Genomic DNA, 24,897 nt, shown 5'->3' with positions numbered 1-24,897 from the left:
TAAAGATTAGCCTATAAGGGTTGCATCAGAACTTATAGTCGAGACCGATACCGAACACTTTGTTGGTACGGGTGAAGACATCTTTTCCGGCGATTCCGGTACCCCCATAGTTAGGAGTCTCTTTTGTATATTTATCGTAATCGGTCCAGAAATAAGCGACATTCAATTTCAGGTTCTTCGCAATATCGAATCCGGCACCGAAACCGTATGAATAAGAGCTGACTGCAAAACTCATATCACTCTGATAATTATCACCCACACCATATTTGGTACGTTGCATACCGGCACTTACCTGAGCCCATTTACACACATCCCATTCGATACCTCCCAGATACTCGTTGGTACCCTGTTTGATGAAATGCTGTTTGCCCATAGTCTGACCGGTCACAGGATCTTTAGCATCGGCCATACGTGCATTGGTATCGAAGAAATGATGATAGCCAACTGAAGCACGAAGTACAGGAAGAATTTCATAAGAAACACCTACTGTCAGCAGAGCCGGAATGTCATGCGGAGTATTTACCCCATTCGCAAACAGTCCTGTATTATCTATACGGGTCTTGTTCTCTACATTCAATTTGGTGTTAAACTCGTATTTCACACCGATGTTCCATTTATTCATCTTAAAGTCCAGACCCAGAATAGGAGTTACTCCCCAACCGGTTTGGTCACAATCCAGTTCTTTATCGGCCGTCAGTCCGGCAACCTTGGTTGCTTCTTTTGCAATGGCATCATATTTTGCATAATTAGCCAGATCATTTGCAGCCAGATAAGCATCTGCGGCTGTTCTGGCCTGCTTGGCATAATCACTGAAATACTTATTCACGTTTACCATTTCTCCACCACCGATGTTAGCCTCAATGTTACGAATGTGTCCTTCGTAACCATTGCTTACGTAGTTCATACGCACACCGGCAAATGCAGACAAGTAATCTGTGATTCTATATGTGGCACCCAGCTGAAGGCCAAAAATCATTTGCTTACCACGCATGTAGCTGTCAACAGAGTATTTATTGGTTCCATTAAAAATGTTAATCGGCAGAACACCTTTATCCACCATTTCATTGCCCGCAGCTACCAACATGCCGGGTACTACAGATACCAATGACTCAAATGAACCCAGCCCTTCATTAAAAGTAGCCTTACCGCCACCACCGGTTACCGCAAAATTCCCCGAAAATGCCCACTTATCCTTCTTATATACTGCAAATACACTGGGAATGAACGGAGCCGAAGCTTCTCCTTTATATACTTTGGTAGCGTTTCCTCCAAACCCTGCAAACGGAGCGAAAGTAGAAGTGATAGTTCTTGTCTGGAACGCACTCTGTCCGTTGAGTGACAAGTGAAAGCCGTTTTCCATGAAAGCCACACCCGCCGGATTGGAATATACCGCGTCAATTTGTGTAGAAGCATCACGAGCCAACATTCTCAAAAACAATACGTGCTGATTGGTATTCGTCAGGAGACCTCCCGCAAAAGTTGAAGTTGAAACGATTAGCAACCCGATGCTAATCAAGAATAATTTTCTCATCTAAATCTTTTTTAAGTTATTTCGGGCGCAAAGGTACAATAATATTGCACATGACGAATATTTTTGTGCACCTAATTTCCATTTCACAAACAAATTAATTGAAAACACAAACTGTTTCTACTGAAACGAATAAGAATCCGGAGAAAGAAATGCCGCCCCCGGACACAAACATTACTCTCCCCATAAACGTTCTATTATTATAGAATGTAAAATAAGAAAATTATGGCATATACAATCGCATTTTTTGGTACCAAACCTTATGATGAAGCTTCCTTCAACGAGAAAAACAAGGAATTCGGATTCGAACTCCGATTTTTCAAAGGTCATCTGAACCGACACAACGTATTGCTGACTCAGGGAGTGGATGCCGTCTGCATCTTTGTCAACGATACCGCAGATGCCGAAGTAATCAGAACAATGGCTGCCAACGGAGTAAAACTACTCGCCCTTCGTTGTGCTGGTTATAATAATGTAGACTTGAAAGCTGCAGCCGACAACGGTGTAACCGTTGTTCGTGTTCCTGCCTATTCTCCATACGCAGTAGCCGAATATACAGTGGCACTGATGCTCTCGCTCAACCGGAAAATTCCACGGGCATCATGGCGCACCCGGGATGGAAACTTTTCACTGCACGGACTGTTAGGCTTCGATATGCATGGAAAGACAGCCGGTATCATCGGTACGGGAAAGATAGCCAAAATACTGATACATATATTAAAAGGGTTCGGCATGAACATACTGGCGTATGACCTTTATCCGGATTACAACTTTGCCAGAGAGAATCAAATAGTATACACCACACTCGACGAGTTGTATCACAGTTCGGACATCATCTCACTACACTGCCCCCTCACGGAGCAGACCAAGTATCTGATCAACGACTACTCCATCAGTAAGATGAAAGACGGCGTAATGATCATCAACACCGGCCGTGGACAACTGATCCACACCAATGCACTGATCGAGGGACTGAAAAATAAAAAGATCGGTTCGGCCGGACTGGATGTATATGAAGAGGAGAGCGAGTACTTCTATGAAGACAAATCGGACCGTATCATCGACGACGATGTACTGGCACGATTGCTGTCGTTCAATAATGTAATCGTAACCTCCCATCAGGCTTTCTTTACCCGTGAAGCGCTGGCCAACATCGCAGCAACGACTCTGGAGAATATACGGGATTTCAAAAATCAGAAGCCTTTGGTGAACGAAGTCAAGTTGAGCAATGCCTAAAGGCATCAAAAAGAAGCTTCGGTTGCAATAGTGCCACCGCTTCCTGCGAAAGAAGCGGCAGACCTTATTAGGTTTGCCCGAACTTTAACGTATAATGTCCGGGATGGCTGTTCATCAATCATTCCTTTTCTTAGACGAAAAATATAATTGACTCATAACTATTTCTTTTTAAATCAAGTTCCTACTCTATTATGGATTTTCGGTTCCTCTGTTCAGAGTCAACACTCTATAATACTCTCTAATATGGGTTCTCCTCTCAGCGGAGCATAAATAGTGACTTTGGCAAAACCATACTTGGGCTCGCGGATTAGTGATTCAGTCATACAGATGAAGCGGTAGTTATATCCGCTTACCAATTGCTTGGCAACCAGAAGCGGAGTATAGTCCACACCCTTCAATGTCATGCAAGTACGGAATATCTCTTTCTCCTGATCCGTCAACGGTTTGAATTCTCCCCAGCCCCCTATTATCGGGTTCGCTTTCTCCGAAGTAACCACCTCATAAGAGAATACATCTTCGTAAAGCACTTCCTCAGAGTCACGGTAATAGGCAAACTGAATCTCTACCTGCCCCGGCTGTAAAAACCGGAAGATAAAAGACTGTACAGACGTTCCTCCCGGAGTATCGGCATCTTCTGACAATTCCTCTACAAGGGCAACTCCGCCGGTCAGGCGTACTAAAGCGTAACGATAACCAGTACCTGCTTGTGAGGTACGTTTGATGGTGATTGTATCACCCACTTTGAATACTTTTTCAATCATAACAATACGTGTTTTTTGAAAGATTAATTCATTAAGAAAGGTTTTCTAATGGTCTGATATGCCGATCAGCCTTATCGAGAATAATCTGCCGAGAGAGACCTCCCGGCAGATTGGGTACTGTACATCACCTAAACCAGTTTCGTTGATGTGGTTCAAAGGTAGAAGGAAGGATTTTCAAATCAAAACATTTCGAGTAGGTTATTCTCTCATTTTTTCACTTTGAGTCTCTCATTTTTTCACTTGTCCTCAGTAATATTCTTATTATTAATATGTTGTACCCCCACCTGAAAATCTGTCGGAGTCACTCCAAACTTTCCCGAAAAGAGGCGATAAAGAGATTGAGTCGACATGCCACACTCCTGGGCTATCGTATCTACTGTATAATCGGGGTGGTTCTTTAACATCTTAGCCGCATACTCCAAACGAAGATTATTAATATACTTCGAAAAGCTCATTCCCGCATACTGCTTGAAAAGAGGAGCAAATTTATTTTTGGGAATATAGATTGTCTTGATCAGTTCCTCCCTCGAAAAGTCCGGCTGAAGATAGAGCTGACGGCTAATGATCTCGTGTTCCAACTTGTCGAACAATATCCTATCGTGTATGTCATTTCCATCTCCGGCTTGAGGTTCCGGAACAACAGTTGTTTCCGCTTTCCCGTCCTTATCGGTTGATAGCGATCCCCCACCTGCGGACATCCTTAAATTCTGCTCCCTCTCCAATTGCTCTTTCAGAATAAGATTCTCCTCCTTTTTCCGATACAATTCTTCTTTATGTATCAGCAAATCTTCGATAGTGCCTACCATCGCCTTATTTTTGCGACGTATAATCCGGTTATGCCGTATCGTCCGCCACAAAAGCACACCCAACAGAAAAACGATACAGAGGGTAAATACCAATAAGAGATTCCTCTTTTGCATATCAGCCGCCTGCTGCTGGATGAACAAATCCTTTTCATTCGTTTCATAAACAGCTGCCAATTCCAATGCCGCACTTTTTTGTTCACGATTCTTAATGCTGTCGCGCAACACAGCCAACTGCTCAAAATATCTTGCAGCAGTACGGTAATCGCCCTTATCACGATAAGCCCATCCAAGAGATCTCTTGATCGTAGTCATGTAATAGTTCACCGTATCCCCCCGCATGATATACATCTTCTCACGGGCGGCATTCATCCGGATCACTTGGTCATACATCTTCCTGTCGAACAAATAAGGCATAATCAGGTAATCGTCACGGTCATATTCCTCACTTTCCGCCAGGAATTTCCGGTAGTAACGTTCGGCCTCTTCCGCCTGCCCCAACCGAAAAAGAACGACAGCATAATGGGCATACATTGCTTTTTTCTCCTTTGCACTCAACCCCTCCATCGGAGTTTCACTGCCGGTCTCTTCGGTCACCACCTTTTCCAACGCAGCCAGTGTCCTGAGAGCCTCCTCATTACGCCTGTCCGACTTCTGGAATATCAGTAAAGTGTTGTAATCATAACGCAGATTATCGTATTTATACCGATAGTCCGTCTTTGACATCATTTCAATCGCCTGTTCCAGATATTCATATCCCTTCTCCTTATTACCCTGATAATACAGCATTTTACCCATATTGAACAAAGCAACGGACTGCATGGCTTTATCCCCGCACTGCTCTGCCCTTTTTAAAAGTAAATAGACATACAGCGATTTTTTATTTTCATTATGCAAACAGTCGTAACAAGAGATCATGCGATGCACCTGTTCCATATAGTTCTTATCATTATTGCGCACCGAGTCACTGTCCAAAGCACGCTTATAGAACTTCAACGCCTTATAATATTGGCCAACATTGAAATATAAATCACCTTCCACCACATCCATCCGGAACATGGAAAGAGATTTCCGCTTTCTCAATTGTTCCATAACCTGCTGTGCCTTATCAAAATCGGAGAAAGTATATTTATATACGTTATCATCCGTTATCAAGCTGTCCGGCAAAGAGAGTATTTCGGCACAAACAGCCCCCGGAAACATCAATAAACGGAAAAGTAGTAACAGAATAACATACAATAACTTTCTCATATCTCTTATCTATTGGCTAATTTTAGAAGCACAAAAATAAGACAATGATATTGACAACAAAATTTTTCCTATCTCTTATTTACCGAACGTATTCAACTCTTTTCTGTTTGCCGGCTTTCAGAGAGTTGTCCATTTCTTTTCTATTTCCTTATTATAGCTTCTGATTCCTATAAAAAATGAACGTCTCAAACCATTTACATCCCCCGATTGTTTGGTTTATAAAATCTATTTATAAAAGAAAGGATATACATCATGAAAAAAGTAGTTCACCGCTCAGATACCCGCGGACGATCCGTATATGACTGGCTCGACAGCCATCACAGTTTCAGCTTTGACGAATATTACAATCCCGAACGGGTTCATTTCGGTGCTCTGAGGGTACTGAACGATGACCGGGTAGCCCCGGGTGAAGGTTTTCAGACCCATCCCCATAAAAATATGGAAATCGTCTCCATACCTTTAAAGGGTCTTCTGGCACATGGCGACAGTAAAAAGAACAGTCGTACCATTACTGTAGGCGATATTCAGGTGATGAGTGCCGGTACAGGCATTTATCATAGCGAGATGAACGGCAGCAAATCGGAACCGGTGGAATTTCTGCAAATATGGATCATACCGAAAGAACGGAACACTCATCCCCTCTATCAGGATTATGACATCCGGGGATTACTGAAAAAAGACGAACTGGCCTTCATACTATCACCTGACGGAAGTACACCTGCCAAACTATTGCAGGACACCTGGTTCTCGATGGGTGAGATAGGAGCCGGAAAGACAGTTGAATATACACTGCATGGGACGGATATGGGAGTCTACGTTTTCCTGATCGAAGGAGAAGTAAAGATAGATGATGTGATCCTGACTCGCCGCGACGGATTGGGAATATCCGAAATCAAGAATTTTGAGATAGAAACTCTGAAAGACTCTAAAATACTACTGATAGAAGTACCGATGTAAATTTAAAGTAATCGCTTATGTCAACCGATCATGTATCCACACATCCCGACTCCCCTCTTCACGGAAACGGGATCGGGAGTGAGGCTATCAACCTCGCTGCCATCCGGCAGGAGTACACCAAAGGCGGGCTGAAGGAAGGAGATCTTCCCGACAACCCGCTTTCTCTTTTCAACCGATGGCTCCACGAAGCTATCGATGCACAGGTAGACGAACCTACTGCCATGCTGGTAGGCACCGTATCTCCCGAAGGGCAACCATCGACCCGTACCGTACTGCTAAAGGATTTGCATGATGGAAAGTTTATCTTTTATACCAATTACGAAAGCCGGAAAGGTACCCATCTGGCAAAGAATCCGTATATTTCCCTCTCTTTCGTTTGGCACGCGCTGGAAAGGCAGGTACACATTGAAGGCATTGCCTCAAAAGTTCCTGCCGGAGAGTCTGATACCTATTTCCGCCAACGTCCCTACAAAAGCCGTATAGGAGCACGCATCTCTCCTCAAAGCCGTCCGTTGAAAAGCCGGATGCAACTGATTCGCAATTTCGTTGCAGAAGCAGCCCGATGGGTAGGCAGAGAAGTAGAGCGCCCCGCACACTGGGGAGGATATGCCGTCACTCCGCATCGGATCGAGTTCTGGCAAGGTAGGGCAAACCGGCTTCACGATCGCTTTCTATATTCCCTTCAACCGGACGGAAGCTGGCAGAAAGAGAGGCTTGCTCCCTGATATTTCCGGTTATTGTACTTGCGCAACCAACAAATAATACGTAATATTGCATCCATAAAATACATCCGCCTATGATTCTGGATTATATATACCACAGCGGGTTCGCCATCGAAGCAGAAGGTGTAACCCTTATCATTGATTATTACAAAGACTCTTCAGAAACGGAACTGAATAAAGGAATCGTGCACGACCGTCTGCTCCAACGTCCCGGAAAACTGTATGTGCTTGCCTCACATTTCCATCCCGACCACTTCAACCGGGAAGTACTGACATGGAAAGAGCAACGTCCGGATATCATCTATATCTTCTCAAAAGACATTCTGAAACACCATCGAGCACAGAAAGAAGATGCGATCTATATTAATAAAGGTGAGGAATACGAAGATGATATGCTACGTATTCAGGCATTCGGTTCTACGGATGTGGGCATCTCCTTTCTGATCCATCTGCAAGGCAAGAGCATTTTTCATGCCGGTGACCTGAACAACTGGCATTGGAGCGAAGAATCTACCGAACAAGAGATACGCAAAGCAGAAGGAGACTTCCTGGCAGAAATAAAATATCTTCAGGCAGCAGTTCCGACCATCGACCTGGTAATGTTTCCCGTAGACCGCCGAATGGGAAAAGATTACATGAAAGGAGCCCAACAATTCATCGAACGAATAAAAACTACTATATTTGTACCCATGCACTTTAGCGAAGACTACGAAGGAGGCAATGCCTTCCGATCTATAGCCGAAGCCGGCGGATGCCGTTTCATAACCATCACCCACCGGGGCGAAAGCTTTGATATATAACTAAATAAAACATACAATTATGAACAAACTGACACAAATTTTCCTCGTGTTATTTATGATTTGCCTGCCCGTGACGCTTTGGGCAGACAATGACAAAGATGATGATGACAGCAGATACCTTGCAGGCGCCGTGCCCGAAGTTGACGGACGGGTAGTTTTCAGCCGCGAATTCAGTATCCCCGGTATGTCGCAAGACGAAATCTATGAACGGATGCTCAAGTGGCTTGACGGACGCATGGCCCAGAACAAAAACAATAGCCGGGTGGTATATAAAGAAAAAGGAGTCATCGCCGCAGCCGGTGAAGAGTGGTTGGTATTCAGTTCTACCGCCCTTTCTCTGGACCGCACCTGGCTGACATACCAAGTCACCGTAAACTGCCAGCCCCAAAAGTGTACAATGGAGGTAGAGAAAATCCGATACACCTATCGTGAAAAAGAAAAATATGCGGCCGAAGAATGGATCACCGATAAATACGCTCTAAACAAAGCGAAAACGAAAATGGTACGTGGTCTAGCCAAATGGCGCAGAAAGACAGTCAACTTTGCCGACAACCTCTTTGAAGAAGCTGCAAAGGCACTGAGTCAGAAACCTATGGAAGCAAAAGCAGAAACCACTCCGAAAAAGCCTGCCGTAGTAACCGCTCCGAAAGTCGTGGTTATCGGTGATAATCAAGAGACTGGAAAAGTAGAAAAAGCAGCAGAACTTACCCCTGCAATTCCCGTTACCTCTCCAAGCACGATGTCGGGTTATAAAGAAGTAGCCCCCGACCAGGTTCCTGCCAATGCCATTCAGATGGGTGCAGGCCGACTGGTGATTGCTATCGGTTCTGATCCTTTCAATATGACCATGATGACAGCCAACGCCGGAGGATCCATAGGAAAAATTTCGGGAAGTCCTGTTGTATTCAGTATCCTTTCTCCCGACCAGCCTTACGAACAGTTGGAGAAAGCAGAAACATACAGCATACGCTTCTATCCTACCGGACAAAAAGAACCGTCCGTCATACTGGAATGTCAGAAACTACCGGCCCCGACACCTATGGAAGGACAGCCCAGAACTTATGCAGGTAAAATAACCAAAGCATTTATGAAATAAATCAGTCACCACAGGTTACACAGATTGAGTTTTGACCGGATCATTGCCATAAATCATCCGTGTAACCTGTGGTGTAAACTTTATAAGCTCTATTTTAATCTAAAAAACAAACTTAGAAACAATGGAAATAAAAAGTAGATTTGACCACTTCAATATCAATGTGACTGATCTGGAACGTAGCATTGCTTTCTACGAAAAAGCATTGGGATTGAAAGAACATCACCGGAAAGAGGCAGCCGACGGCTCTTTTATCCTGGTATATCTCACAGATAACACCACCGGTTTTTTATTGGAACTCACCTGGCTGCGAGACCATACCGAAGCCTATGAATTGGGAGAGAACGAAAGTCATCTTTGCTTCCGTGTAGCGGGAGATTATGATGCCGTACGCCAATATCACAAAGAAATGGACTGCGTATGCTTTGAGAATACTTCCATGGGGCTCTATTTCATCAATGATCCGGATGACTACTGGATTGAAATATTACCGGAACGACTTTAAAACGAATAACGATGAACGATAAACAGGCTGTGCGTTGATATCGCAGTGAGTTTATCGTTCATCGTTATTCGTTATTTACCGTTTATGTCTGTTCGCCCTCTTTCTCCGGATCTCAGCTTTCATCTTGGCAGCTCCGGAACCGTGAGTTCCCTTTATATAGGTTGTTTTCTTCGCTTTTGTTTTCACTTTATTTTCATCTTTCTTCGGGCCTTCTTTCTTTCCTTTAAAGACAATTCCACCCATAATCGCATCTTCTAAGCTCATAATCTTTCCTTTCTTATTCTATATTTTCCGTGGACAAAGATACTCTTTTTCTGTGAATTCCCTATCTTTGCCCGCTGTAACAACTAAAAACCAATCAATGAATACATCCCTGCTCCCGGCAGAAAAAGACCCCATGGGTGCTGCCATAGCCGATTTTTATCATCGCCAAAAAGCAGACAGATTACGCGTATTTTCTTCTCAGTTCGATGAAGACGAAATACCCGTCAAACAACTTTTCCGCAAAGCCGGACAAATGCCTCTACTCGAACGCACAGCCCTCGCAATGGCTACCGGAACAATACTCGACGTAGGTGCCGGAAGCGGTTGCCACGCTCTTGCCCTTCAAGAGAGCGGTAAAGAAGTTTCCGCCATCGACATCTCCCCTTTATCCGTCGAAGTGATGAAACTGCGGGGAGTGAAAGATGCCCGCCAAGTCAATCTGTTCGACGAACGCTTTGCCGCGACTTTCGATACCATCCTTATGTTGATGAACGGTTCCGGCATTATCGGACGTTTGGAGAATATGCCTCTCTTCTTCCGCAAGATGAAACAATTACTCCGCCCGGATGGTTGCATCCTGATGGATTCGAGTGACCTCCGCTATCTGTTCGAAGATGAAGACGGCAGCTTCCTGATCGACCTGGCAGGAGATTATTATGGAGAAATTGACTTCCGCATGCAATATAAAGATATTCAAGGCGATCCTTTCGACTGGCTGTATATCGACTTCCAGACCCTCAGCGCCTATGCTGCCGACAATGGCTTCAAGGCCGAAATGATAAAAGAGGGTAAGCACTATGACTATCTGGCCCGGCTGACTGTTGCCTTATAAACAGGAGGGAATGTTTCCAATAAACCGTCCCTCCCTAAAAGACTAAAACGGAAACAGTAGCGGCAATACGAACACCATTACCACGCCCATAATGATCTGAAGCGGCAGACCTACTTTTACGTAATCCATAAACGTATAGCGTCCTGCCGGCATCACCAACGCATTAGGCGGCGTGGAGAAAGGTGAAGCAAAACACATACTTGCCGCCACTGTCACGGCAAACAGGAACGGATAAGGGCTCAGCCCCAACTGTACGGCCGAGTGAAGAGCGATAGGAGCAAGCAGCACAGCAGTGGCCGTATTGCTGATAAACATTGTCATCAGCGAAGTTGTGAAGTAAATACCTGCCAACAAAGCAAAAGGGCCATAAGCTCCCAGCCCATTCACCAACGATTGCGACACCACCTCCGAAGCTCCGGTTTTCTCCAATGCCAATGACATGGGCAGCATACCCGCTATCAGCACAATACTCTCCCAGTTGATTGTTTTATAAGCTTCTTCCACATTGCGGAAACATCCAGTCAGTACCATCAGCAGTGCCGCTACAATTACGGCCGTCACAGGAGCCACCGGAATAAAGTCAAACATCATGGTTACAATCATACCCAACATGATCAGTGCCGCTACCGGTGCTTTATGATTCAGGGTTACTTTGGCCGCTTCAGCCAACGGCTGCCCCAGAACGACCCACTGTGACTGATCCTCACCAAGCCTGGCTATGTTTGCCCAACTTCCCTGCACCAGCAAGATATCTCCCGAATGCATCTTTTCATCCTTCAGATTCTTCAGCAGATAGTCACGCTTACGCTGAATACCCAATATATTGATGCTATAATTCTCCCTGAATCCGGAAGCTTTCACCGGTTTGTTTATCAGATTAGCGGTAGGCAGTAACAGAATTTCAGCAATGCCTATCTCCTGAAAATCGAATCCCTCGTCCGTATCATGCAGACTCCCCTCGGTCTTATGTGTATCCAATAAAGACAGACGGTTCTCACCTGCAAAGCGTTTTACATTTTCAAATTCTCCTAATACATAAAGAATATCTTCCGCCTCAATCAGAGTTCCGGCTTCTGCCATCTCCTGCTTTTTTGTCTTGAAGAAGTGCCGGGACGAAACCGAACGGCGGCGAACCTCCAAAATCGTCACATGATACCTCTGCGGAATCCCTAGCTCCTGTATGGTCTTACCTACAAAACCGGAAGACTCTTCAACCTCCACCCGATAAAGGTTCTGTGATAACTGGTATTCACCCGCCAACTCCTGAAGCGACTTATTCTTGCGCTTTCCCCGTGCCTCTTTATCACTTTTCTTCGTCAGGAAGATCTTACTCAGCGGAATCAGCACAATCAGCCCGACAGTGACACACACCAAGCCTACAGGAGTAAAAGTGAAGAAAGAGAGACGTTCATAGCCGGCTTCAATCAAGGCATTTTGTATCACAAGGTTGGGCGGTGTACCAATCAATGTCATCATCCCACCCATACTACTGGCAAAAGCAAGAGGCATCAGCAAACGGCTTACATTGATATTGGCACTCATGGCCATACTGACCACAATAGGCAGCATCAACGCCACCGTTCCCGTATTGCTGACAAAAGCGCCGATGGCAGCCGTCACCAATATAATCAGGATAAAAAGTTTCAGTTCGCTTGTTCCGGCAAATTTCAGGATACGGCTGCTGATCATCTTTGCCAGCCCCGTCTGAAAGATGGCACCACCTACTACAAACAGGCCGACCATCATAATAACAACAGAATTAGAAAATCCTGAAAGCGCCTCCTCCGGAGTGAGGATATTGAAAAGGATTAATAATACCAGCGCACACAACGCCACTAAGTCGGAACGTACCTTTCCACTCATAAAAAAGACAGCCGACAGTACGAGAATGATAATCGTTATAGCCATAAAATAAAAAGATGGGGTGATCTATGTTAAAAACAGAAAATCACCCCTGCTTGTTCAACTTATTTTTTCAGCATTTCATCTATTTGATCCACCAGTGAGGCAAACTCCTCTTCGTTATATAAACGAGTCAGCTTCACAATCTTACCCTCCCGGTCTATCAGGACATTCCGGGTGATGCCCGATTCACGCAATGCATACTTCGCAAAGATATCCGCTCCCGGATCCAATCCCAACGGATACGTCACCCCTACCGACTTTCCAAATGCGATCACCTTATCGAGAGGTTCGTCACGGTCAATGCCTATCAAAGCAAACTCAGGATTGTTTTTATGCTTCAGCCAGATATCTTTCTCTATAAAAGGCATCTCTTTACGGCATACTCCGCACCAGCTGGCTGTGAACTGCAACATCACCACTTTACCGCGAAGTTCGGAGAGTTTCATCTGCTTTCCGTCGGTCAGAGTAATGGTAAAATCGGGAGCTGACTCTCCCACTTTCACAATATATCCTGTGCTGTCTGCCGCAACACTATCCGTTTTCACCACTACACTATCCGCAACAACAGCTGCTTTATCCGCTTTTCCTTGTCCGGAACATGCTGCCATACCCCAAAGAAGCAATGACAGACCACCTGCATAAAAAAAGTTTTTCTTCATACTTTCCTATAATTAATTGATTTGCAAAAGTAAACAAAGAATCCGACTTATCAAACACTATTTTTATGAAGCATTTTTTTTCAAAGTATTTGCAAGTTTAAAAGTTTTTCCTACCTTTGCACCCGCAAAACAGAAATGACGCCTCTTTAGCTCAGTTGGCCAGAGCACGTGATTTGTAATCTCGGGGTCGTTGGTTCGAATCCGACAAGAGGCTCAATAAAAAAGAAAGGATCGGCAATTGCTGATCCTTTCTTTTTTATTGAATTAACTTCTCTTCGAAACTTCCGTCTACTCCTTATTCTTTCTCACATAATAGGGTACGAAAACAAAAAGAAGAACTTCCCCCAGTTTCCTTAAAAACATACCTAACGAATGATGCTCCAAAATGTCAGAAATATAATTTTAAAATATTCCTTCACCGAACGATTACAGATATATTTCATATTATACCGTATCTTATCGGGCATAATCTGTTCTATATATGCTCTGTCAGGATCCGAAGCCTCTCCAAGAATCATATTTTCATCTACATACTCAATAGAAGCATAATCCGTAATCCCCGGACGTACACTCAATACTTTCTTTTGTTCATCGGTATATAAATCCACATACTTACGAACCTCAGGACGGGGCCCTACCAGACTCATATCTCCTTTCAGTACGTTAAACAACTGAGGCAATTCATCCAATTTATACTTCCGGATCAGGTATCCGGTACGAGTTATTCTCGGATCTCTCCCTCCTACCGTTATCAACCCCTTTTTATCAGCCCCTACACGCATCGAACGAAATTTATAAACATAAAAATCCCCTCCGTACCTTCCCACACGGAGCTGTTTATAGAAACCACCTCCTTTACTTTCGAGACAAATGGCTATATAAAGAAGAAGAAAAACGGGAGAAAGCAGAAGAATTCCCAAAAGGGAAAAAACGATATCAAAAAAACGGATCAAGCAACTTATCTATTTAGTGTTTGTAAATATACTATCGGTTTTCTGCAATTACGGTCGCATAGGCCGCCTTTACGGTTTCAATAATGAAATTCAATTTTTCACTATCCAATTGGGGATATATCGGCAATGATATCTCGCTCTTAAAGTTCTGATAAGCCTGTGGATAATCCTTTATATCATATCCCATCGATTTGAAGAACGACAACATCGGCATCGGTATAAAGTGCACATTGACAGCCACTTCACTTTTAGCGATTTCATCAATCATCCGGTCGCGTTGTTCTTCGGTAAAGTCCTTAATACGCAAAGCATAAATGTGATAAGAGCTTTCCTTTTCCCCATCCACAGAAGGCGGAACGATGGCCCAGTCACAAGCCGAAAAAGCATCGCTATAAGCATTAAACACCCGCTTTCGTTCTTTCAGCAATTCCGGATATTCTCGTATCTGTGCCAGTCCTATGGCGGCATTTACATCGGCCATATTGATTTTCATCCCGAAACCGACAATATCATAACGCCATCCTCCGGCTTTAGATTTCGAAAAAGCATCCTTGGTCTGGCAGTTCAAGCTTGTCATCCGTAGCTCTTTATACAACTCCGTATTATCGAACGGCTTAGGCAGATTCAGGCAAATGGCCCCACCTTCGGCAGTAGTCACATTTTTCACGGCATGAAGTGAAAAGATAGCCACATCAGTTTCACAACCGGTACGCTGACGGCTACTGTAACGTGCTCCCAAAGAGTGGGCAGCATCATTCATCACCAAGATGCGTCCCAATTTTTCTTGCACAGGAGATTCCGAACGGAACAGTTTTACCATTTCTGGTTCCTGCACCAGTGCCATGATTCTTTCATAATCGCAGGGAAAACCAGCAATATCTACGGGTATAATCGCCTTTGTTTTAGGAGTAATAGCTTTACGAACAGCCTCCACCGAAATATTAAAATCAGTTCCGGAATCCACCATTACCGGTTTGGCTCCGGCATGGAGCACAGCCAATGCCGTTGCACTGTAAGTATAGGCAGGAACAATCACTTCATCGCCCTCCTTCACTCCCAGCCAACGCAACATCATAATAGCTCCTGATGTCCAGGAATTGACACAAAGCACTTCTTTTGCTCCTGAGAAAGATTTAATTTCTTCCTCCAAAGCCTTCACTTTCGGACCGGATGTGATCCAACCGGAACGTAACGAATCAACGACTTCGTTGATGACCGCCTCGTCAATATAAGGTGGTGAAAAAGGTATTTTCATGAGTTTATGTTTTATAAGAAAAGTAAAATCAACGTACTGTTTTATAGATTATGTCAAGAATAGATTTAGGCATTAATTTGGCCATAGCATATAGCAATGCATAACAATCTTCCTTCCATCCGAACCCTAACATTCTATTAACACGATGACGTAAAGTATAAATAGATTTTGCATGTTTCCACCCCCGCCTTCTTTCAAAGAAGTTTGAATCCAATCTAAACTTAAACAGATATTCGGGTACATTGGCAAATTTACATCCACTTTTAAAACCTTTAGCCCACATCATAGTATCTTCTCCAAAGTAGGTGTCTTCGGGATATAAACCAGCTTTCTCAAAATATGAACGTCGAAACATCACAGTAGGATGAATCATACAATCCCGCTTTTTAAACAGTTCCAAACATTCTTCATGAGTTATCGGCATTTTTTTTCGAAAATATTCTTTTCCGTCATCATCAATTTCTATTGCCCAAGTACCAAGGCAATCAATATCCGGATGTGAATTCATAAATGCGATCTGCTTCACAAAACGTTCCGGCATGGAAATATCATCAGCATCCATACGAGCAATATATTCGTATTCTTTTGTAAGAACGATATTCAATAATTCATTTAGTGCATGAGCCAATCCTCTATTTTGTTCTTGCTTAAATATATAAAGTGAGTTTTGATCAAATGAGTCTAAGAAATGCACAATATCAATCGAAACAGGACCATCACAATATAAATAAATATCACAAGTAACATTTTCTTGATTCAACAAACTTTGTAAGGATTGCTTTATTTTAGAAAGCGAATCATTTTTGTAGATAGAAGAAATGACAGCCAATTTCATTTATGTAAAAGATTTAAATATATTCTTTCGAGATATTCACTCTCTAAATGTATATCATATCCTGATTCACATATTTCTTTAGACGTATCTTTCCTGATAAAAGTTTTATCTTCAAACAACTTCCAAACAACTTCAGCCCAAGTTGAAGGATCTCGATTGAGATTAAGATAACTTATATTATTCGTTATCTTTGTTTCCAAAGTAATACGATCCGAAACGACACATCTTAAACCAGAAGCTTGCGCTTCAATCAGAGTCACTGGTAGACCTTCAAAAAAAGAAGGAAAAATTAAAAAATCCATAGCTTGTAATAATTCTGATATATCAGTTCTCCGACCTAAAAAGCACACATACTTCTGCAATCTTTTTAATTTTACTTTTTCCTCTATTTCACTTCTAAGTTGGCCATCCCCTACTAACAGCAACTTAACATTGTCATTAATATTCAATAATTCTTCCAATATATCTATTAAAAAACCATGATTCTTTTCTTTCGTAAAGTTACCGATATGCCCCAACAGTAAACAGTCATTCTCTATTTTCAACTCAACTCTAACTCTCTCTCTAACAGTTGCATTATAAATAAATTTTTTAGAAAAAATTGCATTATGAATAATATAAACTTTTTCAAGTCTCTTTTTTCCAAAAAGGAATTCAGCAGCTTTGTATCCACATGCAAAATAAGTGTTTGCTAAATATATTGTAGGAAATTGCAAAAAATAATTTCTAATGGACCTTATTTTTTTACTAGAATATTTTGTACTGTGACTATGTAAAATCCTTATCCGTATTCCATATATCTTTGCAAATAAAAGGTCTAATACTCCTGTATTAGCACTATGTACATGAATTATATCATATTTTTTTGCATTTCTCTTATAAAAACAGAAAATCACCTTTAAATATAAAAATAAATATTTCAAATGATATGAAGGGAATACAACAATATCGCTACCTAATTTTCTCACATAATTATCAAAATCTCCAATATTACTATCGGCAGAAAACACATATGTAAAATGGAATTTATTTAAATCAATAGAAGTGTTTATATTTTTCAATAAAGCACCAATTCCTCCAACAGGTCTAGTCCCTACAATATGCAGTATTTCAATGGGCTTTCCATCCCTCATGACATCATAAATTTATTACATATATTAATTAATCGATCTCTATATTCTACAAAATCAATTTTATTCTTAAAAGAAGAATCTCGTTTAAATAGTCCATCAAAAAAATTGGAAGTAACATTTTCCCCCTTCACAGTTATCACATTAAATAGAGATTCAAGTCCCCCTAATCGACAAGTGCTCTTCTTGCTTTCTGATAGATTTCTAATATAAACCACAGGGGTCTCAAAGCCTAAGCAAGGAAGAGCACAGTGGATTCTAGAAGTTATCACATATTGAGCTGAGGCCATTTTAGTTAATAATTCATCAGCCCGAGCAAATCTTTCTGATTCAGAAGAATATTCATTAGACATATTAAATTGTGTTATAAATATTGCATTGTATAATACGTCAGGAACTACTAGCTTTCTCAAAAGCAAATAAGACTTGGTTATTAACAATAAACGTCCTATTCCTACTTTGGATATATTAATAGTAAATCTATTATTCTTTTTATAATTTCTAAGAATCTTTAGCACAGGCTTCATATAAAAAACAGTTTGTACAACAGCTTTCATTATTTCAAAAAAATTATTCCCATTAGGCATGTATGAAAGTGGATCAACAATGTATATCCCCTCACGTTTTCCATTATATTTATAAGTTTTACCCAAAGTAGTAGTAAGACATCCCGAAAAATAAGCATTAACACCTTTTCCTTTTAAAATATTCATTGTATGATAATCGCGGCACCCTATGGGTTCATACTTTTTTAAATACTTAATACTATCATGTGACAAAAAGCGACTTTCTGCAGAAGAATTGATATGTAATGCAACAAATAATGGATAAACCTGAGATGAAGGAGGCCAATTATATGGTTTATAAGTCATCCAAGCATTCATTATGACTTTTGCAGGTTCCCCTTTATACAACTTTAATTCATCACGATTGAAAAATATATAATTATCATCATCAAAAAATTGTTTAGCGGCGATACTCTGAATATAATCACCAATATTTATGGTTTTAATATCTCCATATGTTAATAATATCTTCCTCATATATATAATATTAAAATTTGATTTTGGCATTAAACAAACAAGTTAAGAAACAAAATATAGACATGAAAATAATAGAATTAATGGTCCCCCCATCTAGTAATACCTGGGAAAAAGTTCCAATATAAAGTAACAAATTTAAGGTAGATTGTTTTCGTAAAAAATAATCAAACAATAACTCTGCAACGAAAAAAACAAATATCATATTAATTATAGCCCCATATATTCCCCAATTAGCGTACCCTTCTGCCACCAAACCAGGTTGAGCATAATCTGCACCAATCATATTTGCTGAAATTAATGGAAGGCTTACATAATCAAAACCTAATATAGGTGCAAAGCTCTTTACATATGTAATTCCCCATAAATATCCTTTCTGGTCAATATAATCTATTATATTCCCCCCCAAATGTGACCAAATATCAAAAATACGATATGTTTGCCTAGATAACCAATTTTGCAATAATTGCGGCTCACTTAATACTTCAAACATATCATTGAAAGTATAGTTTCCATCAAAATTTGCATTTAACTTCATCATCTCTGAAATGATACCATACAAAATCGCTAAAGAACAAAACAATAGAAAAAAGCCAATAACTTTATAACTTATTTTTTCTTTTCTTGAAAATAGCAATCCATTATTCAAAAACCAAATTAAAATAAAAGGGAACACATATTGAACGAATATAAACCGAGAAAATAATTGCGAAATAAGGATCAATACCGATGCAATAAAACCAATAATAAATACTACTATTTTCCTTGTAAAAGGATATTTCCAAATAGAAATGATAAAATAACTTGTAAAAGGAACTAGAATTGTAGCATAGGACCTATTCCCTAATATCCATATAGGCAACAAGATTATAAAAAATGCCATCATTATTTTTCGAGCTTCTTGTCTTGTAGGCATGTATACCCATACTTTCTGCTCAATAGAAATTTTATCAATACATAAAAGATAAATATAAATAACAGTTGAAACAAAAATAAAAATAAGAAAGTATAAAGTGTAATGATCATTTGGTACACAAATATTAGGAAACCTCTGTATCAAATTCTGTATGTGAGAATTGTAAATAATTGCATATGGACCTACATTTTGAGCTAAAAAAGCCAAAAAGAAATAGACCAAATAACCTAGTGTTACTATTTTTACTTTTCTTTGATATACATTTGTTACTAATAAAAAGACAAAAAACGAAATTATAAATAACAATACTCGAGAAAGATTACTCCAATCAGAACTCGCTAAATTATAAACAAATACTATAAAAGATATAGCCTTAATAATAAAGAAAGAAGTACTAGTCATTTAATTAATAGGTAGCTCCATTTTTTTTACGAAAGCAATCATAAAAGCCACGAAAAACAGATATTAAGTGTTTCATCTTATTATCATATAAAAAAATAGATAAATAAATCTGATGAACAAATTGATAAATATATTTAATATATAAAAACCTATTTTTCTTATCCAATAATAAATTAAGTGACTCATATACTAAATGAAAATTCCGACATGCATAATAAGTATACATTGGGCTAACGCTACGATCCGATGATCTTCTAGCACGAACCATGATAGCATCAGATACTAAAATTACGTTGGTATAAAAACTAGCTGCAAACCCATATATTGTATCATCTTCCGCTATAAAAAAACGCTTATCAGGAAATCCTATTTTATTAACAATGCTTTTCGAAACAAACATCCCTTCAAAACAGCCTACATTAATAGCACAAAACTTTTTACCATTATTAAATGATTTTTCTTGCCAATAACCAAATTTACTATAAGTAATTGGATCCAACCATTGTTCAAAATTTACTTCTACATCATCCGAATAATACCTACGTGGTTGGATACATTGAGAAATACTCGTCCACCCTAAGAGTTTTTCCAAACAATCTATATTAGGAAAAACATCATCATCCATCATCCAAATCCAATCTGCCTCATTCTCATATGCATATTTTACCCCCGTTTCGAATCCACCAGCCCCACCAGAATTAGATTGATTTATTAATGTTATATTTTTCTCCTGTTCTAACCATTCTTTTGTTCCATCAGTAGAGCCATTATTTACTATAACTATACTATCTAATTGACGTGTCTGTCTTTTAAGTAAATCTATGACCTTTTTTAGTAATGCTAAACGATTATAGGTCACAACTACAGCAAATATCTTCATAAGTCACTATTTATAACTTTTTCCACAATCACATTCATATCATAATACTTATACTCAGCTAATCTCCCTCCAAACAAAACATTCTTCTCTCTATCGACCAATTTCTTATACTCCAAATACAAAGAATTATTCCTCTCATCATTAACAGGATAAAAGGGTTCACTACCATCTTTCCATTCCGAAGAATATTCTTTGGAAATTACGGTTTTGGGCTGTGTTCCAAATTCAAAATGTTTATGCTCTATAATACGAGTATAAGGCACTTCCCTTTCAGTATAATTCACAACTGCATTCCCTTGATAATTCTCACAATCAAGCACTTGTGTTTCAAATTCAACAGTACGATATTCCAATCTCCCAAATTGATAATTATAATATTCATCAATTTTGCCAGTAAATAGAATTTTATCCGCAAGACCTTTAAAATATTCTTTATTTTGAAAAAAGTCTGTATTTGTTCTAACTTCAATACCATCTAATAAACCATTTATCAATTTATTATAGCCACCAACAGGAATCCCCTGATATTTATCATTAAAGTAATTATTATCAAAAGTAAATCTGACAGGTAAACGCTTGATTATAAAAGCAGGAAGTTCAGTTGCTTTCCGCCCCCACTGTTTCTCAGTATATCCTTTTATCAATATTTCATAAATATCCTTTCCTACTAAAGAGATAGCCTGTTCTTCTAGATTCTTCGGCGTAAGAATCCCCGCTTCTCTCCTTTGCTCTTCTATCTTCATTTTTGCTTCCTCTGGAGTTTTTGTCCCCCATAAAGCATAAAAAGTATTCATATTAAAAGGTAAATTATATAATTTGCCTTTATAATTGGCAATAGGGGAATTAGTATAGCGGTTAAATTCCACTATGGCATTTACAAAGTCCCAAACCTCTTTATTAGAAGTATGAAAAATATGTGCACCATATTTGTGTACATTTATACCCTCAATATTTTCGCAATAAATATTTCCTCCATTGTGTGGACGTTTGTCAATAAGCAAACATTTTTTCCCATTCCGTTGCGCTTTATATGCAAAAACAGAACCATAAAGTCCGGCTCCGACAATTAGATAGTCATATTTTTTTTTCATTGTTTAAATATTGAAAGTAATAATTTCTTTAGTTGTAATGCGAGGGTATCTTTTATCATTAATAAATATGCGTAATAAACAATAACAGATAACAGTATACCTATCAATAAATAATTTACTTCATGTAAAGGGAAGACAAACAAAAAAGCTAATAGAATAGATATCACTATAGAACCTATTAGATAGTGTAAATTCTGCTTGGAGAGAATATTTATAGGTAAATATTTTCTTCCCAGCAAAATCATTATAACCGTTACCATAAATTCTGCGATAACAGTCCCAAGCGCCGCTCCATACTGCCCATATTGGGGTATTAGTAAATAGTTTATAAGGAGATTTATACATGCTCCTACCATAGTAGATATAATTACGTACTTTTCTCTCCCTTGCGGATACAATATTTGCATTCCAATAATTCCAGATAATCCAATAAATAAAACAATAGGTGCAACTAATTTTAATGTCAAAATAGAAGGTTCAAAACCATTTCCACAAAAAATATGTATAATAGGTGCTGCCATAAAAATAAGTCCCACACTCATAGGAAGACTTAAAGCAATTGTAAAACTAGCAGCTTTATTTGCCAATAATTGGAATTCTTCTTTTTGACCATTAGTTATCATATTACTAAAACGAGGTAATAAAACAGCTCCTAATGAAGAAACTATACCCAAAATAGCTTTTGTAAGTCGAGTAGCAGCAGCATAATAACCAACTGATTCTTCATTTTTAAGAAATCCAAGCATCACAGAATCAAGATTCACATAAATACTTATAACCAAATTTAATATAAAAATTTTAAGTGCAGGTATTAAATGCCTCAACAGATTCAAACGCTTAAATTCGCCTTTACTAAGTTTTATATATTTACGTAATCGAAAAAAATTAAATATATTATTACCAACAGTACCAATAACTAATATTCCAGCATAATAAAACAGATCTTGCTTGGTCTTAACAAAGATAAATAAGGCCACTAAAGATAGTATCCTTACAAATAAGGAACGTAAAGTTATGTATTTAAAATCTTCAATTGCCTGATAAAACCATGCAACTCCTATCGTGTTAAAAAATAAAGTTGTACTTAACAAAAAGAAAAGAGAAGCATCTATTTCTATTTTGGCAACGGTCTTAGCAAGTATAAAAACAACTATATATCCGACTAAAGTCAAAATAGCATGAAGCAATAGTATTTCGATTGTTGTTCTACTTCTTAATTCCTTATTATCCCTTATTCTTGCAATTTCTCTAACGGCATACAAAGGGATTCCCAAAGCAGTACAAAGAGAGACATAGTCAATTATGGATTGGAAAAATTGTACTTGCCCTATACCATCTGCCATTAATATACGTGAAGCATAGGGAAAAGTTATTAGTGGAAATAATAGCCCAGTAATTGTAGTACTTAGATTCAGTAGGAAGTTATTCTTTATTGATTGTCCCATTATTATCTAAGTTCATATTCATAAAACCTTTAAAAGAAGGTAGAAAATTCATCCTAAAAAAGACTCTTCAATCTTCTACCTCGCTACACGGATACCGATTATCTTCCATTGTCTGCAATGTCTCCATCACTTCCAATTCTTCTTCTGAAAGTGCCCTATTTTTCCAGCTATCCATTATTTGATGTGCTTCTTGTGCTAAATCCTCCTCGAATACCTCGCCATAGCAATAAGTCAGCAATTGGCATTTCAATAGAGAAGCGGGAAGATGGTCCAATACGGCAAAAGAGCGATCTAAAATGCTTTGTATCTTAGATTCTTTGTCGCCATCATTGTAAATGGTAGCATTATAGCCCATTAACAGGGACAGACAAATCGCTGCTTCTTCCTCGGATGTGGCACCTTTCATAGAGAAAAGGGCTTCGGACAAGCGAAAAACTTCGGTGTTCAGTTGACGGAAATGATCGGTATAGATGGGAGAACCATCCATACCCAAATAAAGCAACTCACGGGCAATGTGTTGCAGATTTTGGACTTGATTCATATAATTTTGAAATTACGAATTACGCTGAAAGAATACGAAGGTAACTTTTAGGTACTTTGACGCTGGCAGAAAGAACTCCGTGGATACGAATCACTACGTAAGTACGGTTGGCAAGGCTGGACAATTCGCCCTCAATGCCACAAAACTCTCCTTTGACGACCTGCACTTTTGTACCAACGGTAAGGGGAAGATCATCAAAAGTTACATTTTCCGGAGCTAAATCCATCACAAACTTGAAATCTTCCATCTGTTTGTTGGGAACGATCAACAAAGTATGGGTATAGAGATCCTTCATATAATAAAGAGGAACATGATCATCCTTCGTGATAGACCAAGCACGGTCTTTCGTGGTCCGGACAAAAATAAGATTCTTGATAACAGGAACTTCTACCCTACGACGACGATATTTCAGTTGACGGATGACAAATTGTGTTGGAAGAAAGTATTCTATTCCAAGCTTTTCTAAAGCATTGCGAACAGAAAACTCCTGGTCCTTCTTTGTCCGAGCGGCAAACCAATACTCCTGTTGTTCAGACATTTATTAGTGGATATTAAAAGTCGAGAGGTTACTTTCGGGTGCGCTACGCGGTTTGGACGAGACATCTTTTCCCATTCAAACCGTAAGAATTTCCGAAACTATTTTTAGTGGTAAAACGAATGAAATTGTTTCAAAAAACGTTCGTTTATAAACACAAAGGTAAGGCACATTTTTATAACAACAAAATATTTTTATAAATAAATTGAGTTTTTCTTTCTTTATCTATTTTAGTGTACTGATTATAAGAGTATTATATACATGAAATAGAATCTTTATATATGTGTTTTTTCTATAAGAACATGATTTTTAGAAAAGGTCGAAAAAAGGTGTTCCAAAAGACGAACGTTTTTTGAAACACCCCTCCCCTTTTCTTCCATCTACTTTATATTACGTATCTGTTTGTAGTCCAATAGGTAAGTACCCTAGCCTCCTATCATTTACACAAAAAAATTTCTCCTTACGCGCGAGACGACACCTACTTTAGAAAACAGGTTCTTCGTCAGGTTTGGTGGTAAGTTTTCTTTTACTCATGGAATCTAATTCAGTTTTCGGAAG

24 protein-coding genes and 1 tRNA gene are annotated in these 24,897 nt (G+C 39.5%); 8 read left to right on the top strand and 17 right to left on the bottom strand.

What is annotated here, in order from left to right; translation table 11 throughout:
- Window positions 1–25 precede the first annotated feature (25 nt).
- The gene (locus tag BF9343_RS06430) at window positions 26–1,531 is read right to left on the bottom strand and encodes an OmpP1/FadL family transporter (RefSeq protein ID WP_005795325.1); all 1,506 of its coding nucleotides are present in this window, start codon (window positions 1,529–1,531) and stop codon (window positions 26–28) included.
- A gap of 222 nt (window positions 1,532–1,753) precedes the next feature.
- On the opposite strand from BF9343_RS06430, the gene BF9343_RS06425 reads away from it, so the two are divergent.
- Window positions 1,754–2,764 carry a 2-hydroxyacid dehydrogenase gene (locus tag BF9343_RS06425; RefSeq protein ID WP_005795327.1) on the top strand — a complete coding sequence of 337 codons (1,011 nt, stop codon included), beginning with the start codon at window positions 1,754–1,756 and terminating at the stop codon, window positions 2,762–2,764.
- 218 nt (window positions 2,765–2,982) lie between these two features.
- On the opposite strand, the gene BF9343_RS06420 is transcribed toward BF9343_RS06425, so the two are convergent.
- Complete coding sequence (locus BF9343_RS06420; protein ID WP_010992459.1) at window positions 2,983–3,525, bottom strand: protease inhibitor I42 family protein; 543 nt, start codon at window positions 3,523–3,525, stop codon at window positions 2,983–2,985.
- Window positions 3,526–3,761: 236 nt separating this feature from the next.
- Complete coding sequence (locus BF9343_RS06415) at window positions 3,762–5,579, bottom strand: helix-turn-helix domain-containing protein (protein ID WP_010992458.1); 1,818 nt, start codon at window positions 5,577–5,579, stop codon at window positions 3,762–3,764.
- A gap of 252 nt (window positions 5,580–5,831) precedes the next feature.
- Between BF9343_RS06415 and BF9343_RS06410 the strand changes: the two genes are divergently transcribed.
- The 5 genes from BF9343_RS06410 (at window position 5,832) to BF9343_RS06390 (ending at window position 9,656) form a co-directional block, all read left to right on the top strand.
- The gene (locus BF9343_RS06410; protein WP_005795331.1) at window positions 5,832–6,536 is read left to right on the top strand and encodes a pirin family protein; all 705 of its coding nucleotides are present in this window, start codon (window positions 5,832–5,834) and stop codon (window positions 6,534–6,536) included.
- A gap of 17 nt (window positions 6,537–6,553) precedes the next feature.
- Window positions 6,554–7,261 carry a pyridoxamine 5'-phosphate oxidase gene (gene pdxH, locus BF9343_RS06405; protein ID WP_005786189.1) on the top strand — a complete coding sequence of 236 codons (708 nt, stop codon included), beginning with the start codon at window positions 6,554–6,556 and terminating at the stop codon, window positions 7,259–7,261.
- Between the two features lie 71 nt (window positions 7,262–7,332).
- Entirely contained in the window at window positions 7,333–8,058 is a 726-nt protein-coding gene (locus BF9343_RS06400; protein WP_005786188.1) for an MBL fold metallo-hydrolase, read from the top strand.
- A 19-nt stretch (window positions 8,059–8,077) separates the two neighbouring features.
- A complete protein-coding gene (locus BF9343_RS06395) occupies window positions 8,078–9,154 on the top strand; it encodes a DUF4468 domain-containing protein (RefSeq protein WP_010992457.1) in 1,077 nt (358 codons plus the stop codon).
- A 121-nt stretch (window positions 9,155–9,275) separates the two neighbouring features.
- Window positions 9,276–9,656, top strand: coding sequence for a VOC family protein (locus BF9343_RS06390; RefSeq protein ID WP_005786184.1), 381 nt, complete (start codon window positions 9,276–9,278; stop codon window positions 9,654–9,656).
- 75 nt (window positions 9,657–9,731) lie between these two features.
- Here the strand turns inward: BF9343_RS06390 and BF9343_RS23605 are convergent, their stop codons facing one another.
- The gene (locus tag BF9343_RS23605; protein WP_005776115.1) at window positions 9,732–9,920 is read right to left on the bottom strand and encodes a hypothetical protein; all 189 of its coding nucleotides are present in this window, start codon (window positions 9,918–9,920) and stop codon (window positions 9,732–9,734) included.
- A 97-nt stretch (window positions 9,921–10,017) separates the two neighbouring features.
- Here BF9343_RS23605 and BF9343_RS06380 point away from each other — a divergent pair, with 97 nt between their 5' ends.
- Complete coding sequence (locus tag BF9343_RS06380; protein WP_025814726.1) at window positions 10,018–10,752, top strand: class I SAM-dependent methyltransferase; 735 nt, start codon at window positions 10,018–10,020, stop codon at window positions 10,750–10,752.
- Between the two features lie 42 nt (window positions 10,753–10,794).
- On the opposite strand, the gene BF9343_RS06375 is transcribed toward BF9343_RS06380, so the two are convergent.
- Together BF9343_RS06375 and BF9343_RS06370 are read right to left on the bottom strand one after the other, a co-directional pair.
- A complete protein-coding gene (locus BF9343_RS06375) occupies window positions 10,795–12,660 on the bottom strand; it encodes an SLC13 family permease (protein WP_005786180.1) in 1,866 nt (621 codons plus the stop codon).
- A 59-nt stretch (window positions 12,661–12,719) separates the two neighbouring features.
- Window positions 12,720–13,316 carry a TlpA family protein disulfide reductase gene (locus BF9343_RS06370; protein ID WP_008659169.1) on the bottom strand — a complete coding sequence of 199 codons (597 nt, stop codon included), beginning with the start codon at window positions 13,314–13,316 and terminating at the stop codon, window positions 12,720–12,722.
- A 140-nt stretch (window positions 13,317–13,456) separates the two neighbouring features.
- Here BF9343_RS06370 and BF9343_RS06365 point away from each other — a divergent pair.
- Window positions 13,457–13,530: transfer RNA gene (locus tag BF9343_RS06365), tRNA-Thr, on the top strand.
- 151 nt (window positions 13,531–13,681) lie between these two features.
- On the opposite strand, the gene BF9343_RS06360 is transcribed toward BF9343_RS06365, so the two are convergent.
- From BF9343_RS06360 to upaY, 11 genes are all read right to left on the bottom strand, one after another.
- Window positions 13,682–14,269 (bottom strand): sugar transferase, encoded by a 588-nt coding sequence (locus BF9343_RS06360; protein ID WP_005795339.1) that lies wholly within the window; start codon window positions 14,267–14,269, stop codon window positions 13,682–13,684.
- A 31-nt stretch (window positions 14,270–14,300) separates the two neighbouring features.
- Window positions 14,301–15,524: a DegT/DnrJ/EryC1/StrS aminotransferase family protein gene (locus BF9343_RS06355; protein WP_005786175.1), complete on the bottom strand. Its 1,224-nt coding sequence runs from the start codon at window positions 15,522–15,524 to the stop codon at window positions 14,301–14,303.
- Between the two features lie 28 nt (window positions 15,525–15,552).
- Window positions 15,553–16,359, bottom strand: a complete 807-nt coding sequence (locus tag BF9343_RS06350) for a glycosyltransferase (RefSeq protein WP_005786172.1) — start codon at window positions 16,357–16,359, stop codon at window positions 15,553–15,555.
- Complete coding sequence (locus BF9343_RS06345) at window positions 16,356–17,492, bottom strand: glycosyltransferase family 1 protein (RefSeq protein WP_005786170.1); 1,137 nt, start codon at window positions 17,490–17,492, stop codon at window positions 16,356–16,358. Before BF9343_RS06345 ends, BF9343_RS06350 begins: the two co-directional genes overlap by 4 nt.
- The gene (locus tag BF9343_RS06340; protein WP_010992455.1) at window positions 17,489–18,532 is read right to left on the bottom strand and encodes a polysaccharide pyruvyl transferase family protein; all 1,044 of its coding nucleotides are present in this window, start codon (window positions 18,530–18,532) and stop codon (window positions 17,489–17,491) included. The genes BF9343_RS06345 and BF9343_RS06340 overlap by 4 nt, the downstream gene beginning before the upstream one ends.
- A 10-nt stretch (window positions 18,533–18,542) precedes the next feature.
- Window positions 18,543–19,847: a DUF6032 family protein gene (locus BF9343_RS06335; RefSeq protein ID WP_005786168.1), complete on the bottom strand. Its 1,305-nt coding sequence runs from the start codon at window positions 19,845–19,847 to the stop codon at window positions 18,543–18,545.
- 4 nt (window positions 19,848–19,851) lie between these two features.
- The gene (locus BF9343_RS06330; protein WP_005786167.1) at window positions 19,852–20,727 is read right to left on the bottom strand and encodes a glycosyltransferase family 2 protein; all 876 of its coding nucleotides are present in this window, start codon (window positions 20,725–20,727) and stop codon (window positions 19,852–19,854) included.
- On the bottom strand, window positions 20,724–21,818 hold the full coding sequence (gene glf, locus BF9343_RS06325) for a UDP-galactopyranose mutase (RefSeq protein WP_005786166.1): 1,095 nt from the start codon (window positions 21,816–21,818) through the stop codon (window positions 20,724–20,726). The genes BF9343_RS06330 and glf overlap by 4 nt, the downstream gene beginning before the upstream one ends.
- Entirely contained in the window at window positions 21,815–23,263 is a 1,449-nt protein-coding gene (locus tag BF9343_RS06320) for a flippase (RefSeq protein ID WP_005786165.1), read from the bottom strand. The genes glf and BF9343_RS06320 overlap by 4 nt, the downstream gene beginning before the upstream one ends.
- A gap of 67 nt (window positions 23,264–23,330) precedes the next feature.
- Window positions 23,331–23,804 carry a UpxZ family transcription anti-terminator antagonist gene (locus BF9343_RS06315; RefSeq protein ID WP_005800814.1) on the bottom strand — a complete coding sequence of 158 codons (474 nt, stop codon included), beginning with the start codon at window positions 23,802–23,804 and terminating at the stop codon, window positions 23,331–23,333.
- A 19-nt stretch (window positions 23,805–23,823) separates the two neighbouring features.
- On the bottom strand, window positions 23,824–24,342 hold the full coding sequence (upaY, locus tag BF9343_RS06310) for a capsular polysaccharide transcription antiterminator UpaY (RefSeq protein WP_005786163.1): 519 nt from the start codon (window positions 24,340–24,342) through the stop codon (window positions 23,824–23,826).
- Window positions 24,343–24,897: the final 555 nt, after the last annotated feature.

It is taken from the genome of Bacteroides fragilis NCTC 9343, from assembly GCF_000025985.1.
GTDB lineage: Bacteria > Bacteroidota > Bacteroidia > Bacteroidales > Bacteroidaceae > Bacteroides > Bacteroides fragilis.
This window is presented reverse-complemented; position numbering and strand designations above follow the sequence as displayed.

Bases quoted from the DNA above. Each gene is read 5' to 3' on its own strand.
- BF9343_RS06375 (WP_005786180.1), bottom strand. From the start codon at position 12,660: ATGGCTATAACGATTATCATTCTCGTACTGTCGGCTGTCTTTTTTATG.
- BF9343_RS06320 (WP_005786165.1), bottom strand. From the start codon at position 23,263: ATGGGACAATCAATAAAGAATAACTTCCTACTGAATCTAAGTACTACA.
- BF9343_RS06390 (WP_005786184.1), top strand. From the start codon at position 9,276: ATGGAAATAAAAAGTAGATTTGACCACTTCAATATCAATGTGACTGAT.
- BF9343_RS06345 (WP_005786170.1), bottom strand. From the start codon at position 17,492: ATGAGGGATGGAAAGCCCATTGAAATACTGCATATTGTAGGGACTAGA.
- pdxH (WP_005786189.1), top strand. From the start codon at position 6,554: ATGTCAACCGATCATGTATCCACACATCCCGACTCCCCTCTTCACGGA.
- BF9343_RS06425 (WP_005795327.1), top strand. From the start codon at position 1,754: ATGGCATATACAATCGCATTTTTTGGTACCAAACCTTATGATGAAGCT.
- BF9343_RS06350 (WP_005786172.1), bottom strand. From the start codon at position 16,359: ATGAAATTGGCTGTCATTTCTTCTATCTACAAAAATGATTCGCTTTCT.
- BF9343_RS06420 (WP_010992459.1), bottom strand. From the start codon at position 3,525: ATGATTGAAAAAGTATTCAAAGTGGGTGATACAATCACCATCAAACGT.
- BF9343_RS06415 (WP_010992458.1), bottom strand. From the start codon at position 5,579: ATGAGAAAGTTATTGTATGTTATTCTGTTACTACTTTTCCGTTTATTG.
- BF9343_RS06380 (WP_025814726.1), top strand. From the start codon at position 10,018: ATGAATACATCCCTGCTCCCGGCAGAAAAAGACCCCATGGGTGCTGCC.
- BF9343_RS06410 (WP_005795331.1), top strand. From the start codon at position 5,832: ATGAAAAAAGTAGTTCACCGCTCAGATACCCGCGGACGATCCGTATAT.
- BF9343_RS06335 (WP_005786168.1), bottom strand. From the start codon at position 19,847: ATGACTAGTACTTCTTTCTTTATTATTAAGGCTATATCTTTTATAGTA.
- BF9343_RS06330 (WP_005786167.1), bottom strand. From the start codon at position 20,727: ATGAAGATATTTGCTGTAGTTGTGACCTATAATCGTTTAGCATTACTA.
- glf (WP_005786166.1), bottom strand. From the start codon at position 21,818: ATGAAAAAAAAATATGACTATCTAATTGTCGGAGCCGGACTTTATGGT.
- BF9343_RS06430 (WP_005795325.1), bottom strand. From the start codon at position 1,531: ATGAGAAAATTATTCTTGATTAGCATCGGGTTGCTAATCGTTTCAACT.
- BF9343_RS06340 (WP_010992455.1), bottom strand. From the start codon at position 18,532: ATGAGGAAGATATTATTAACATATGGAGATATTAAAACCATAAATATT.
- BF9343_RS23605 (WP_005776115.1), bottom strand. From the start codon at position 9,920: ATGAGCTTAGAAGATGCGATTATGGGTGGAATTGTCTTTAAAGGAAAG.
- BF9343_RS06395 (WP_010992457.1), top strand. From the start codon at position 8,078: ATGAACAAACTGACACAAATTTTCCTCGTGTTATTTATGATTTGCCTG.
- BF9343_RS06370 (WP_008659169.1), bottom strand. From the start codon at position 13,316: ATGAAGAAAAACTTTTTTTATGCAGGTGGTCTGTCATTGCTTCTTTGG.
- BF9343_RS06355 (WP_005786175.1), bottom strand. From the start codon at position 15,524: ATGAAAATACCTTTTTCACCACCTTATATTGACGAGGCGGTCATCAAC.
- BF9343_RS06400 (WP_005786188.1), top strand. From the start codon at position 7,333: ATGATTCTGGATTATATATACCACAGCGGGTTCGCCATCGAAGCAGAA.
- upaY (WP_005786163.1), bottom strand. From the start codon at position 24,342: ATGTCTGAACAACAGGAGTATTGGTTTGCCGCTCGGACAAAGAAGGAC.
- BF9343_RS06315 (WP_005800814.1), bottom strand. From the start codon at position 23,804: ATGAATCAAGTCCAAAATCTGCAACACATTGCCCGTGAGTTGCTTTAT.